This is a genomic window from Streptomyces sp. NPDC040410 (assembly GCF_055595715.1).
Genome location: NZ_JBVIVK010000002.1, coordinates 452,203 through 465,564 on the forward strand (window position 1 = coordinate 452,203; position 13,362 = coordinate 465,564).

Consider the following 13,362-nt stretch of genomic DNA (forward strand, 5'->3'; position numbering starts at 1 on the left):
GGACTCCGCCGGGTCCCCATATACGGAACGGGGCTCAAAGTGGCTCACAGCGGCACTCAGCGCTTCCGAGCGTCAACCCTTGGCTACTTGGGAGTCAGGTCGGGATTCACAACCGTGTGCGGTCGAACGACGGAACCCCCGTCGGCCCTCCACGGCGGCCGCCGACGTGATGTACGTCACCCGTAGGTGTCACCGGGGCCCGTGCTACCAGGGGCGCGCAAGGGACCGTAGCGGCGGGCGGGACCACCGGGACCATTCACCTTGATCAGCGTCACCGTGCCATGACCCAGGTCCTCGTTCAGGCGCGCGACCAGCTGCGGAGCCAGCAACCGCAGATTCGTCGCCCACGCCGTCGAGTCACAGCGCACGACCAGCACCCGCTCGTCCTCGTCGTACGTCTCCGGCACGCAGTGCTTGGCCAGGTCCTCGCCGACGATCTGCGGCCAGCGCCCCATGACACCGCCCACCGCGGCCGGGGCCTCCCAGCCGCGCTCCGTGATCAGGCGGTTGATCGCGGCACCCAACGCCATCGGATCACGTCCGTCGGCACGCGCTCCCGACCGCAGACCCCCGCGCCGCGCCTGCTTCTTCTGCCGCGCCGCATCCCCACGCGCGCGTGCCTGCTCCTTCGCCGCCCTCAGTGCCACACGCGCGAGATCGACACCGGAGGGCTCAGGGCTCTTCCCGGGAACCGGCTCGTCCGTACTCATACGCGCTCCACCGACCCGTCCGACACCGCGAACCGGACACCCGCCAGAACCTGCGGCACGTCGTCGTCGACCGCGGCGGTCACCAGTACCTGCTCACCGGGCGCGACCAGCTCCGCCAGACGCTCACGGCGGCGGTTGTCCAACTCGGCGAAGACGTCGTCCAGCACCAGCACCGGCTCGTTCCCCTCGGCCCGCAGCAAGTCGTACGACGCCAGCCGCAACGCCAGCGCACAGGACCACGACTCGCCGTGCGACGCGTACCCCTTCGCGGGCAGCTGACCGAGTTTGAGCAGCAGCTCGTCCCGATGCGGCCCCACAAGCGTCACACCCCGCTCGATCTCCTGCTTACGGGCATCGGCGAGCGCCGCCATCAGCTGCCCGTAGAGATCTTCGCGCGTGTGCGCCTCACCAGGCGCCGACGGCTTGTACTCCAAGGCCACCGGACCACCGCCCGGCGCCAGTTGCTCGTACGCCTTGTCGGCCAGCGGCTGGACGGCCGCGATCAGATTCAGGCGCTGGGCGAGCAACTCGGCGCCCGCGCGCGCGAGATGCTGGTCCCAGACGTCGAGCGTGGACAGATCCATGGAACGTCCGCCGTGCCGACGGGCCAGCGCGGCCGTCTTCAGGAGCGTGTTGCGCTGCTTGAGGACCCGCTCGTAGTCGGAACGCACACCGGCCATACGCGGGGAGCGGGCGGTGATCAGCTCGTCCAGGAAGCGGCGCCGCTCACCCGGATCACCCTTGACCAGGGCAAGATCCTCGGGCGCGAACAGGACGGTCCGTACGATGCCCAGCACGTCACGCGGTCTGACCTGCGAGGACCTGTTGATGCGGGCACGGTTGGCCCGGCCGGGGTTCAGCTCCAGCTCCACCAGCTGCTGCCGTTCGCCCTGCTTCACCTGCGCCCGGATCACCGCCCGCTCGGCGCCCATGCGAACGAGCGGGGCGTCCGAGGAGACCCGGTGACTGCCGAGCGTGGCGAGATAGCCGACCGCCTCGACGAGATTCGTCTTGCCGTGCCCGTTCGGGCCCACGAAGGCCGTGACGCCCGGGTCGAGCGGGACCTCGACCCGGGCGTACGAGCGGAAGTCGGCCAGCGACAGATGCGTGACGTGCATGGTCGTTCGCCGACCTCCCCCAGGGTTGTGGACCGCCGGGCGGCCCTGTGGACTACTTCTTCTCGACCGCGTGGCCGCCGAACTGGTTCCGCAGCGCCGCGATCATCTTCATCTGCGGCGAGTCCTCCTGGCGGGACGCGAACCGCGCGAACAGCGACGCGGTGATCGCCGGCAGCGGCACCGCGTTGTCGATCGCGGCCTCCACGGTCCAGCGTCCCTCGCCGGAGTCCTGTGCATGACCCCGGAGCCTGTCCAGGTGCTCGTCCTCGTCGAGGGCGTTCACCGCGAGGTCCAGCAGCCAGGAACGGATGACCGTGCCCTCCTGCCAGGAACGGAAGACCTCACGGACATCGGTCACCGAGTCGACCTTCTCCAGGAGTTCCCAGCCCTCGGCGTAGGCCTGCATCATCGCGTACTCGATGCCGTTGTGGACCATCTTCGCGAAGTGGCCGGCACCCACCTTGCCGGCGTGCACCGAGCCGAAGCCGCCCTCCGGCTTGAGGGCGTCGAAGACCGGCTGCACCTTGGCCACGTTCTCCGCGTCGCCGCCGTACATCAGCGCATAGCCGTTCTCCAGGCCCCAGACACCGCCGGAGACACCGCAGTCGACGAAGCCGATGCCCTTGGCCGCCAGCTCCTCGGCGTGCTTCTCGTCGTCCGTCCAGCGCGAGTTCCCGCCGTCCACGACGACGTCGCCGGGCTCCAGCAGCTCCGCCAGCTCGTCGATCGTCGACTGGGTCGGGGCACCGGCCGGAACCATCACCCACACGACGCGCGGGCCCTTCAGCTTGCCCACAAGCTCTTCCAGGCTGTGGACATCGGCGAGATCCGGGTTGCGGTCGTATCCGAGGACGGTGTGGCCTGCGCGGCGAATCCGCTCGCGCATGTTGCCGCCCATCTTGCCGAGGCCGACGAGACCGAGCTCCATCAGTTGTTCCTTAGGTTTTGCGACGTGGCGTTACGGCACTTTCGTACCTGCGTCCGAGCCTAAACCCGGACGCTCGCGCACATCTGTGGGCATACGCGCTCACACGTATGCCCCGACCTGTGGGTTCTCTGAAGGAGACGTCAGCCGCTCAGACGCACAGGCATGATCAGGTACTTGTAGGCCTCGTCCGCCTCGGCGTCCACCGCCGGCTTGCCGCTCAGCAGCGCGGGCTTCGTGGACGTCGTGAAGGACAGCTGGGCCACCGGGGAGTCGATGGCGCTCAGGCCGTCCAGCAGGAACGTCGGGTTGAAGGCGATCGAGATGTCGTCGCCCTCCAGCTGCGCGTCAACCCTTTCCACAGCCTGTGCGTCGTCGCTGGAACCGGCCTCCAGGATCAGCACGCCCTGCTCGAAGCTGAGCCGCACCGGGGTGTTCCGCTCGGCGACCAGCGCCACTCGCTTGACGGCCTCCACGAAGGGGGCGGTCTCGATCACGGCGACCGAGTTGAACTCCGTCGGGAACAGCGTGCGGTACTTCGGGAGGTCGCCCTCCAGCAGACGGGTCGTCGTACGACGGCCGGCGCCCTCGAAGCCGATCAGGCCCTCACCGGCGCCCGAGCCGGACAGCGCCAGGATGACGCTGTCGCCGCTGGTGAGCGCCTTGGCGGTGTCCAGGAGCGTCTTGGCGGGCACCAGGGCGACCGCGGACGCCTCCGGGTTCTCCGGCTTCCACAGGAACTCGCGGACCGCGAAGCGGTAGCGGTCGGTGGAGGCCAGCGTGACCGTGTCGCCCTCGATCTCGATGCGCACACCGGTGAGGACCGGCAGCGTGTCGTCACGGCCCGCGGCGATCGCCACCTGGGCGGCCGCGGCGGCGAAGACCTCGCCGGGAACCGTGCCCGTGGCGTTCGGCATCTGCGGAAGCGCCGGGTACTCCTCCACAGGCAGGGTGTGCAGTGTGAACCGCGAGGAGCCGCAGACCACCGTCGCCCGTACACCGTCTGTGGAAATCTCCACCGGACGGTTGGGGAGGGCGCGGGAGATGTCCGCGAGGAGGCGGCCGGAGACGAGGACGGTGCCCTCCTCCTCGACCTCCGCCTCCACGGACACGCGCGCGGAGACCTCGTAGTCGAAGCTGGACAGGCTCAGCTGGCCGTCCTCGGCCTTCAGCAGAAGGCCGGCGAGGACAGGCGCCGGCGGACGGGCCGGGAGGCTGCGTGCCGCCCAGGCCACTGCCTCCGCGAGTACGTCGCGTTCCACCCGGATCTTCACTGTTGCCGCCTCCTGCTGTTGCCGGCGCTTCTCGCCCTGCCTGGCTTCGTCGTCTGTCTCGGTGTCGCCGGACCCCGTGAAGGGAAGGACACCGGGACCAGTCTGACGCACCGCACTGACAGTAGGTGCCCCTCGGGGTCAAGTCGTGACGAGGGGCAGCCGGGAGCCGGACGGCGAGTTGTGCACAGGACCCCCTTCGAAACGGATTCCCAGCTCTCTCTAGTTGGGAGTAGTAGTAGGGGCTGTGGAAACCGTGGATAACCGCGTTTGCGCAGGTCAGCAGGGAAATTTTGTCCACGGGCCCTGTGGGCGGAAGCGGTGGACAACTGCGGGTCTCTGTGGAGAACGGAAAGTTCTGCACACTCCGTGCACAGCATCGAGGGAGTTCTCCCCAGCGCCGTCCCCAGCTTTACCCACGTTTCCCACAGCCCAACCCGGCACCTTGGTGTGACGCCTTTCACTCGACACGGTGAGGAGGTGCGCAGGGTTGCCGAACAGTGGACAGCGGTGTGGAGAAGCCGGGGATAGCTGGGGACAACCGACGCGATCCTGTGGGTTGCCGGTGGACAACTCGATGCACAGGTTGTGGATCATCTCTCCGTCCACAGTCTGTGGAGATCGTTCGTCCACGAATCCACAAGCACCTGACCTGGTCTGATGGTCTTTCAACAGTCGGCTCTGTGGACACGGTCTGGACAACTCCACAGTCCCCAGGATGTGGACGGGAAAAAGTCACCGGATCTGTGGAGAGAGGCCGTAACCCGGCACGCATTCGAACACCGGGTGCCCGGGGGACGACGAAGGGCGCCCCCGGGATCTCCTCCCGGGGGCGCCCTCAGCGACGGATCGAGGCGGTCGTCAGCCGTTCTTGATGCGGTTGGTCAGTTCGGTGACCTGGTTGTAGATGGAGCGCCGCTCGGCCATCAGATTGCGGATCTTTCGGTCGGCGTGCATCACCGTCGTGTGGTCGCGGCCGCCGAACAGTGCGCCGATCTTCGGCAGGGAGAGATCCGTCAGCTCGCGGCACAGGTACATGGCGATCTGGCGGGCCGTGACCAGGGCGCGGCCGCGCGAGGTGCCGCACAGGTCCTCGACGGTGAGTCCGAAGTAGTCGGCGGTCGCGCCCATGATCGCCGTCGAGGTGATCTCGGGGGCGGAGTCCTCGCCGCCGGGGATGAGGTCCTTGAGGACGATCTCCGTCAGGCCGAGGTCCACGGGCTGACGGTTGAGCGACGCGAACGCCGTCACCCGGATCAGCGCGCCCTCCAGCTCGCGGATGTTGCGCGAGATGCGGGAGGCGATGAACTCCAGGACTTCCGGCGGGGCGTTGAGCTGCTCCTGGACCGCCTTCTTGCGCAGGATCGCGATGCGCGTCTCCAGCTCGGGCGGCTGGACGTCGGTGATCAGGCCCCACTCGAAACGGTTCCGCAGCCGGTCCTCGAGCGTGACCAGCTGCTTGGGAGGCCGGTCCGAGGACAGCACGATCTGCTTGTTGGCGTTGTGGAGCGTGTTGAAGGTGTGGAAGAACTCCTCCTGCGTCGACTCCTTGTCCGCGAGGAACTGGATGTCGTCGACGAGCAGGATGTCCATCTCGCGGTAGCGCTTGCGGAAGCTGTCGCCCTTGCCGTCGCGGATGGAGTTGATGAACTCGTTGGTGAACTCCTCCGAGCTCACGTAGCGCACGCGGGTGCCCGGGTAGAGGCTGCGCGCGTAGTGCCCGATGGCGTGCAGCAGGTGCGTCTTGCCGAGGCCCGACTCCCCATAGATGAAGAGGGGGTTGTACGCCTTCGCGGGTGCTTCGGCGACGGCGACCGCGGCCGCGTGTGCGAAGCGGTTGGATGCGCCGATGACGAACGTGTCGAAGAGGTACTTCGGGTTCAGGCGGGCGGTGGGTTCGCCGGGGCCGGTCGCCGGGGCGGGTTTCGCGGCGAGAGGGCCGGGGGCGCCGCTGGAGGCGGGCAGCGAGGAGCCGACGGGGCCGCCGCGGTGGACGTGCCCGGAGCCGGCGCGCGGCTCGGGGAGGTCCCTGCGGGGGGCGCGCTGTTCGTAGTCGGAGCGCTGGTCGTAGTCCGCGCGTGCCGGGTCGTAGTCCGACCGCGGCTGGTCGTAGTCGGGGCGCTGGGCGTCGTACGACGGGCGCTCCACCGGCTGCGGGCGGTAGTCCTGTGACGGCGGGGAGTACGCGTCCGGGGCGGGGGATCCGTAGGTGTCCTGGGCCGGCGAGGCGTACGGGTCGCGTTCCGGGAAGCCCAGGCGCTGCTGCTGCCAGCTGTACTCGTCCTGTGCCGGGCGTGGCCAGGAGCCGGGCTCGGGGCGCTGGTACTCGGAAGGGTAGGCGGGCCGGGCGGTGGGGAGCTGGTCGCCGGGCGGGCCGGGGTGCTGTTCGGCGCGGCTGGGCGTGTGGTCGTCGGCGCGGTGGCGGCCGTATCCCTCGTACGCGTCGCGGCTCTGGGTGGAGGGGAGCTCCGGTTCTTCGTACCTGGGGCGGGCCGGCGGTGGCGGCGGGGGGTCGCCCGCCGAGTCGTCGACGGTGATGGCGATGCGGATCGGGCGGCCGCACTCGCGGCTCAGGGTCTCGCTGACGATCGGGGCGAGCCGGCCTTCGAGCACTCCCTTGGCGAACTCGTTCGGTACGGCGAGCAGCGCCGTGTCGGCGACCAGCGCGAGCGGCTGGCAGCGCCGGATCCAGTGTTCGTCCTTGACCTCGACGCCTTGTCCGCGCCCTTCACCGAGGAGTTGTTCCAGTACTCGTGGCCACACTGCGGCAAGATCGGCAGGTACGTCAGCCACAGGGCACGCTCTCTCACGGGTCCCTCGAACGTGTGATTCGGGGACGGGTTGGGGTGTAAGTCGGGGGACAGAGGAACGATTCGGAGTTCAGTCACGGTAGTCAGGGCGGCGGGTGCGGTTCAAGTTGTTGTCCCCAGGCTGTGGATAGTGTCTCCCAGGGGACCCTGGTTTGACCGGATGGCGTAGCCCCGCGTACCGTGACCAGGTCGAGTTGTCGATGGCTGCTGCCGCCTGCCTCCGATGGGCACAGATCATTTGGGTGATCGGTCAGCGGTGCACTCGGGCGTGACGCGAGCTACTCGTGGGCGCACGGTGACAGCCAGGACGGCACCCCGCAACCACCGATTCATTTCTGGAGCCCCCGAGTGAGCAAGCGCACCTTCCAGCCGAACAACCGTCGTCGCGCGAAGACCCACGGCTTCCGGCTGCGTATGCGCACCCGTGCCGGCCGCGCGATTCTCGCGTCCCGCCGTAGCAAGGGTCGCGCCCGCCTGTCCGCCTGATCCCGGTCAGGTCATGCCGTCGTGCTGCCCACCGAGAACCGGCTGAGGCGGCGCGAGGACTTCGCGACCGCGGTACGACGAGGTCGTCGGGCTGGACGCCCGTGTCTCGTCGTCCATCTTCGTAGCGGTTCCACGGACCCGCACGCGCCTGGGGAGAGCGCTCCCCCGACGCGTGCGGGTTTCGTCGTCAGCAAGGCAGTGGGCGGTGCGGTGGTGCGGAACAAGGTGAAGCGCAGGCTTCGCCATCTGATGCGCGATCGAGTCGCCCTGTTGCCCCCCGGTAGCCTGGTAGTCGTACGAGCGCTGCCCGGTGCGGGTGACGCCGAGAACGCAGAGCTGGCCCGAGACCTGGATGCCGCCCTCGAGCGGCTGCTGGGAGGGGGCGCGCGATGAAGTACCCGCTGCTGGCGCTGATCAAGCTGTACCAGTGGACCATCAGTCCGCTGCTCGGACCGGTGTGCAAGTACTACCCGTCGTGTTCTCACTACGGCTACCAGGCCATCGACCGGCATGGTGCGATCAAGGGCACAGCACTCACGGCCTGGCGCATCCTGCGGTGCAATCCGTGGTCGCTGGGCGGTGTGGACCATGTCCCGCCGCGCAAGCGCCCGCGGTGGCACGAAACGCTGCGTCACGCCTGGCGTGCACGCAAGGGCGGGCCCACCTCCGCCGAACCGGCCACCGAAGGGCAGAATCCTTCGAGCCCGGCCGCAGAGACCCCGTCCCATGCCCAAGGAGCATGATTAGTGGACACGATTGCCAGCTTCTTCAGCTTCATCACGACACCCGTTTCATGGGTCATCGTCCAGTTCCACACGGTGTACGGCGCCATTTTCGGCCCTGACACCGGGTGGGCCTGGGGCCTGTCCATCGTGTCCCTCGTGATCCTTATCCGCATCTGCCTGATCCCGCTCTTTGTGAAGCAGATCAAGGCGACCCGGGCCATGCAGACGCTCCAGCCCGAGATGAAGAAGATCCAGGAGCGCTACAAGAACGACAAACAGCGTCAGTCCGAAGAGATGATGAAGCTGTACAAGGAGACGGGCACCAACCCGCTCTCCTCGTGCCTTCCCATCCTGGCGCAGTCGCCGTTCTTCTTCGCCCTGTACCACGTGCTCAACAGCATCGCGAACAACGACACCATCGGTGTGATCAACCAGAGCCTGCTGCAGAGCGCGCAGAAGGCGCACATCTTCGGTGCTCCGCTGGCGGCGAAGTTCACCGACAGCTCCGCGGAGGTCGCGGCGCTCGACGCCTCGCTGACCACGGTCCGCATCGTCACCGCGGTCATGATCGTCCTGATGTCGGCGTCGCAGTTCTACACGCAGCGCCAGCTGATGACGAAGAACGTCGACACCACGGTGAAGACGCCGTTCATGCAGCAGCAGAAGATGCTGATGTACGTCTTCCCGGTCATGTTCGCGGTCTTCGGTATCAACTTCCCGGTCGGTGTCCTCGTCTACTGGCTGACCACCAACGTGTGGACGATGGGCCAGCAGATGTATGTGATCCACAACAACCCGACCCCGGGCTCCAAGGCCCAGGCCGCGTACCTGGAGCGTCTCCACAAGCACGTCACCCAGCACGAGAAGACGCGTGGCCGCGGTGAGAAGGCCATCGTGAAGGCCATTGTCGCCAAGGGCCGCGACCGCAACGAGTTCGAGCGCAAGTTCATCAACGGTCTCAGCAAGGCGGGCCTGGCAGCCCAGGCCGACGGCAGCGTGGTGAAGAGCGAGGGCGCCGTCGCCGTGCAGACCGAGGACGGTACGCCGACCACCGGTGGTACGCCCAGGCGTCAGCAGCCCAAGCGGCAGAGCAAGGCGCAGCGGCAGTCCGGCGGTCCGAAGGCGGCCGGGGACTCCGAGCAGAAGACGTCGCTGAGCAAGTCCGACGAGCCGGAGGACGCAAAGCCCGCCGCCGCCGAGAAGGCCGCGCCCGGCTCCAGTACCCGCAGCAAGGCCCAGTCCGGACAGCGCAAGGGCCCGCAGCGGCCCAAGTCCCCGTCCAAGAAGTAAGAAGGAGTCCATCCCGTGACGGAAGGCACCACCTCCGCCGCTGCCGAGGGTGCAGACACCCTGACCCGCCTGGAGCAGGAGGGTGAGATCGCGGCGGACTACCTCGAGGGTCTGCTGGACATCGCCGACCTCGACGGCGACATCGATATGGACGTCGAAGCCGACCGTGCCGCTGTCTCGATCATCAGTGACGCGGCCAGCCGAGACCTGCAGAAGCTGGTCGGCCGCGACGGTGAGGTGCTGGAGGCCCTCCAGGAGCTCACGCGCCTGGCCGTGCACCGGGAGACCGGGGACCGCAGCCGGCTGATGCTGGACATCGGGGGCTACCGCGCCAAGAAGCGTGCTGAGCTGTCCGAGCTGGGTGCCAAGACCGCGGCCGAGGTCAAGAGCACCGGTGAGTCCGTGAAGCTGAAGCCGATGACGCCGTTCGAGCGCAAGGTCGTGCACGACGCGGTCAAGGCCGCGGGCCTGCGCAGCGAGTCCGAGGGCGAGGAGCCGCAGCGCTTCGTCGTTGTGCTTCCCGCCTGATCGGTCCGTACGTTCCTCCGGCCCCGTCTGTTGCGCAGGCGGGGCCGATCTTTGTCAGCCTGATAGTTCTGGTGGTTCTGGCGTCGGTGCCCGGTGCGCCGATGCGGTACGGAAGGACGGTCCCCCGTGACGGAGGCAGCGGAGCTTCCCCCCGCGCCCGAGCAGGCGCGTGAGGTGTTCGGTGATCGCTTCGCGGACGCGGTCCGGTACGCGGAGCTGCTCGCTGAGGCGGGCGTGCAGCGTGGTCTGATCGGTCCGCGGGAAGTGCCCCGACTGTGGGAGCGGCACCTGCTGAACTGCGCTGTGCTCTCGGAGGTTGTTCCCGAGGGTGTGACGGTGTGCGATGTCGGGTCGGGAGCCGGCCTGCCGGGGATTCCTCTGGCGCTTGTCCGGGAGGATCTGAAGATCACGCTGCTGGAGCCCCTGCTGCGGCGTACGACCTTTCTGACCGAGGTCGTGGAGCTGCTGGGCCTGGACCATGTGACGGTGGTCCGCGGCCGTGCCGAGGAGGTCATGGGCAAGCTCAACCCCGTCCACGTGGTGACGGCACGGGCCGTGGCTCCCCTGGACCGCCTGGCGACCTGGGGCATTCCCTTGCTGCGCCCGTACGGCGAGATGCTGGCACTCAAGGGGGATACCGCCGAGGAGGAACTGAAGAGCGCGACCACCGCGTTGAGCAAGCTCGGCGCTGTGGCGACGTCAGTCCTCCATGTCGGTGAGGGTGTGGTGGATCCCCTGTCCACGGTGGTGCGGGTGGAGGTCGGGGAGAGTCCCGGTGGTGTGCGCTTTGCGGCGAAGCGTGCCAAGGCCGCGCGTACGGGGCGTGCACGTCGGCGTCGGGGATAGCCAGGAGGGTCGTTCGCGTCGCCGGCACTGATCCGTCCTGACGACGAGACGTACTCCACACAAGCTGGCCAACCTATGCATGCCGGAGTGTCGCGGCAGTTGGGCCGGGGCCGCTGTGCATCGTGTTTCACGTGAAACGTCGCTCACTGCTGCACGGCATCATCAGTCGGGGCCGCGCTGCGGCCGAACCCCGCGACCGTAAGCCTCTCGGTTCGCTCGGAGAGGGCCCCGCTTCCGACGATCCTTCGTCCCCCTCGGGGGGCACGGAGTTGTCCACAGAGGTGGATTTCTCCACAGAACGCCAGGCCTCACTGGTTCACCACCCCGAAGGCATGGGAGGCTCTGTTCAATGCGAGCCTGAAGTCGAGGAGAGTGAATCCTTGCGGTCCGACGCCAACATCGCGGGACCGATGACCGATCCGGTCCCCGGTCCCCGTACCGAGTCGATGGGGGAGGATGTTTCACGTGAAACACCGCCCCCGATGGACGACACTCCGATCGGTCGTGCTGCCCAACTGGCGGTGGAGGCTCTAGGCCGCGCCGGTGAGGGTCTGCCACGGCCCGAGCAGACCCGCGTCATCGTCGTCGCCAACCAGAAGGGCGGGGTGGGCAAGACGACGACGACCGTCAATCTTGCTGCTTCGCTGGCTCTGCACGGCGGTCGTGTCCTGGTGATCGACCTCGACCCACAGGGCAATGCGTCCACCGCGCTGGGCATCGACCATCACGCCGAAGTCCCGTCCATCTACGACGTCCTGGTCGAGAGCAAGCCGCTCGCCGACGTCGTACAGCCGGTCCCGGATGTCGAGGGTCTGTTCTGTGCCCCCGCCACGATCGATCTCGCCGGTGCGGAGATCGAGCTGGTGTCCCTGGTGGCCAGGGAGAGCAGGCTGGAGCGGGCCATTCAGGCCTATGAGCAGCCGCTGGACTACATCCTCATCGACTGCCCGCCCTCGCTCGGTCTGCTGACCGTCAATGCACTGGTGGCAGGGCAGGAAGTCCTCATCCCGATTCAGTGCGAGTACTACGCGCTGGAAGGCCTGGGCCAGCTGCTGCGCAACGTCGACCTGGTACGGGGTCACCTCAACCCCACTCTGCATGTGTCGACCATTCTGCTCACCATGTACGACGGCCGGACGCGGCTCGCGTCCCAGGTCGCGGACGAGGTGCGCAACCACTTCGGCGACGAGGTGCTGCGGACGAGCATTCCCCGCTCGGTCCGTATTTCCGAGGCGCCGAGCTACGGCCAGACGGTGCTGACCTACGATCCAGGATCGAGCGGTGCCCTGTCCTATCTTGAGGCGGCACGAGAAATCGCACTGAAGGGCGTCGGCGTCAGCTACGACGCGACACACGCCCACATCGGCGCACAGAGCGACCCGAGCATGGTGGAGGGGATCCAGTGAGCGAGCGACGGAGGGGGTTGGGCCGTGGTCTCGGCGCACTGATCCCTGCTGCCCCGACGGAGAAGACGGTGGCTCCGGCCGCGATGGGGGGCGCTGCTTCCGCGCCCCCGGCGGTTGCCCCGGTGCTGACCGCCGACCGTGGGGTGGCCGCGGCGAAGGTGGCCACGCTGCCGCCTGTTTCACATGAAACCGAAGAGCCGTCGATGAACGGCGCGGTGGAGATGCCGGCCGCTCCTGTCGGCGCCCACTTCGCGGAGATCCCCCTCGACTCCATCACGCCGAACCCGCGTCAGCCACGTGAGGTCTTCGACGAGGACGCACTGCAGGAACTGGTCACCTCCATTCAGGAGGTCGGTCTCCTCCAGCCAGTCGTCGTACGGCAGCTCGGTCCCGGGCGCTACGAGCTCATCATGGGCGAGCGGCGCTGGCGGGCCTGCCGTGAGGCGGGGCTCGAGGCGATCCCGGCGATCGTGCGGGCCACGGATGACGAGAAGCTCCTTCTGGACGCCCTGCTGGAGAACCTGCACCGGGCTCAGCTGAACCCGCTGGAAGAGGCTGCCGCCTACGACCAGCTGCTGAAGGACTTCAACTGCACGCACGACCAGCTGGCGGACCGGATCGGGCGTTCCCGCCCGCAGGTCTCCAACACCCTGCGTCTGCTGAAGCTCTCACCGAAGGTCCAGAACCGGGTGGCTGCCGGGGTGCTCTCCGCCGGGCATGCCCGGGCGCTGCTCTCCGTCGAGGACCCGGAAGAGCAGGAGCGGCTGGCCTTCCGGGTCGTGGCCGAGGGGCTTTCGGTGCGGGCGGTCGAGGAGATCGTGACCCTGATGGGCTCGCGGTCGCAGACGGCACGGCGGTCCAAGGGCCCGCGGGCCGGCACCCGTGTCTCCCCGGCGCTGACCGACCTGGCTACCCGGCTCTCGGATCGCTTCGAGACCCGGGTGAAGGTCGAACTGGGCCAGAAGAAGGGCAAGATCACCGTCGAGTTCGCCTCCCCGGAGGACCTCGAGCGGATCCTCAGCACGCTCGCTCCGGGCGAGAGGCTGGCTCTCCAGAAGAGTCTTCTGGAGAGCGAGGGCGAGGAGCCGGAGGACTGAGCCTCCGGGTCAGAGAGGGGTATCGCCCCCCGACCGACGGAGCGGGCCGTGTCCGGTGTGTACCGGACACGGCCCGCTCTTTGCTTTCAGGCGGTATCGATGCAATCGCATCGTGGATACGATGAGTTTGGGGTATGGGGCATCCACTCG

The 13,362-nt window shown here is 68.0% G+C and carries 13 protein-coding genes; 8 read left to right on the forward strand and 5 right to left on the reverse strand.

Going from position 1 to position 13,362, the window contains the following annotated elements:
• Positions 1-176: 176 nt before the first annotated feature.
• From ACZ562_RS06110 to dnaA, 5 genes are all read right to left on the reverse strand, one after another.
• Complete coding sequence (locus ACZ562_RS06110) at positions 177-710, reverse strand: DciA family protein (protein WP_471174435.1); 534 nt, start codon at positions 708-710, stop codon at positions 177-179.
• Positions 707-1,828 carry a DNA replication/repair protein RecF gene (gene recF / locus ACZ562_RS06115; RefSeq protein ID WP_471174436.1) on the reverse strand — a complete coding sequence of 374 codons (1,122 nt, stop codon included), beginning with the start codon at positions 1,826-1,828 and terminating at the stop codon, positions 707-709. Before recF ends, ACZ562_RS06110 begins: the two co-directional genes overlap by 4 nt.
• A 52-nt stretch (positions 1,829-1,880) precedes the next feature.
• Positions 1,881-2,756, reverse strand: coding sequence for a phosphogluconate dehydrogenase (NAD(+)-dependent, decarboxylating) (gnd, locus tag ACZ562_RS06120; RefSeq protein WP_471174437.1), 876 nt, complete (start codon positions 2,754-2,756; stop codon positions 1,881-1,883).
• Positions 2,757-2,896: 140 nt separating this feature from the next.
• A complete protein-coding gene (dnaN, locus tag ACZ562_RS06125) occupies positions 2,897-4,027 on the reverse strand; it encodes a DNA polymerase III subunit beta (RefSeq protein ID WP_150945604.1) in 1,131 nt (376 codons plus the stop codon).
• Between the two features lie 858 nt (positions 4,028-4,885).
• Complete coding sequence (gene dnaA / locus ACZ562_RS06130) at positions 4,886-6,817, reverse strand: chromosomal replication initiator protein DnaA (protein ID WP_471174438.1); 1,932 nt, start codon at positions 6,815-6,817, stop codon at positions 4,886-4,888.
• A gap of 365 nt (positions 6,818-7,182) precedes the next feature.
• On the opposite strand from dnaA, the gene rpmH reads away from it, so the two are divergent.
• The 8 genes from rpmH to ACZ562_RS06170 all read left to right on the forward strand — a co-directional run bounded on the left by rpmH (position 7,183) and on the right by ACZ562_RS06170 (position 13,212).
• Positions 7,183-7,320: a 50S ribosomal protein L34 gene (rpmH, locus tag ACZ562_RS06135; RefSeq protein WP_003956500.1), complete on the forward strand. Its 138-nt coding sequence runs from the start codon at positions 7,183-7,185 to the stop codon at positions 7,318-7,320.
• 21 nt (positions 7,321-7,341) lie between these two features.
• Complete coding sequence (gene rnpA / locus ACZ562_RS06140; protein ID WP_471174439.1) at positions 7,342-7,713, forward strand: ribonuclease P protein component; 372 nt, start codon at positions 7,342-7,344, stop codon at positions 7,711-7,713.
• Positions 7,710-8,063, forward strand: coding sequence for a membrane protein insertion efficiency factor YidD (gene yidD, locus ACZ562_RS06145; protein WP_471174440.1), 354 nt, complete (start codon positions 7,710-7,712; stop codon positions 8,061-8,063). The genes rnpA and yidD overlap by 4 nt, the downstream gene beginning before the upstream one ends.
• A gap of 3 nt (positions 8,064-8,066) precedes the next feature.
• Positions 8,067-9,335 (forward strand): membrane protein insertase YidC, encoded by a 1,269-nt coding sequence (gene yidC, locus ACZ562_RS06150; RefSeq protein ID WP_471174441.1) that lies wholly within the window; start codon positions 8,067-8,069, stop codon positions 9,333-9,335.
• 15 nt (positions 9,336-9,350) lie between these two features.
• Complete coding sequence (locus ACZ562_RS06155; RefSeq protein ID WP_471174442.1) at positions 9,351-9,863, forward strand: Jag family protein; 513 nt, start codon at positions 9,351-9,353, stop codon at positions 9,861-9,863.
• 126 nt (positions 9,864-9,989) lie between these two features.
• The gene (gene rsmG, locus ACZ562_RS06160; RefSeq protein ID WP_471174443.1) at positions 9,990-10,709 is read left to right on the forward strand and encodes a 16S rRNA (guanine(527)-N(7))-methyltransferase RsmG; all 720 of its coding nucleotides are present in this window, start codon (positions 9,990-9,992) and stop codon (positions 10,707-10,709) included.
• A 332-nt stretch (positions 10,710-11,041) separates the two neighbouring features.
• Entirely contained in the window at positions 11,042-12,115 is a 1,074-nt protein-coding gene (locus ACZ562_RS06165) for a ParA family protein (RefSeq protein WP_471174444.1), read from the forward strand.
• Entirely contained in the window at positions 12,112-13,212 is a 1,101-nt protein-coding gene (locus tag ACZ562_RS06170; RefSeq protein ID WP_471174445.1) for a ParB/RepB/Spo0J family partition protein, read from the forward strand. The genes ACZ562_RS06165 and ACZ562_RS06170 overlap by 4 nt, the downstream gene beginning before the upstream one ends.
• Positions 13,213-13,362: the final 150 nt, after the last annotated feature.

What these genes read in the sequence shown, in the direction of transcription:
- ACZ562_RS06110 (WP_471174435.1), bottom strand. Translation starts at nt 710, where the DNA reads ATGAGTACGGACGAGCCGGTTCCCGGGAAGAGCCCTGAGCCCTCCGGT.
- recF (WP_471174436.1), bottom strand. Translation starts at nt 1,828, where the DNA reads ATGCACGTCACGCATCTGTCGCTGGCCGACTTCCGCTCGTACGCCCGG.
- gnd (WP_471174437.1), bottom strand. Translation starts at nt 2,756, where the DNA reads ATGGAGCTCGGTCTCGTCGGCCTCGGCAAGATGGGCGGCAACATGCGC.
- yidD (WP_471174440.1), top strand. Translation starts at nt 7,710, where the DNA reads ATGAAGTACCCGCTGCTGGCGCTGATCAAGCTGTACCAGTGGACCATC.
- ACZ562_RS06165 (WP_471174444.1), top strand. Translation starts at nt 11,042, where the DNA reads ATGGGAGGCTCTGTTCAATGCGAGCCTGAAGTCGAGGAGAGTGAATCC.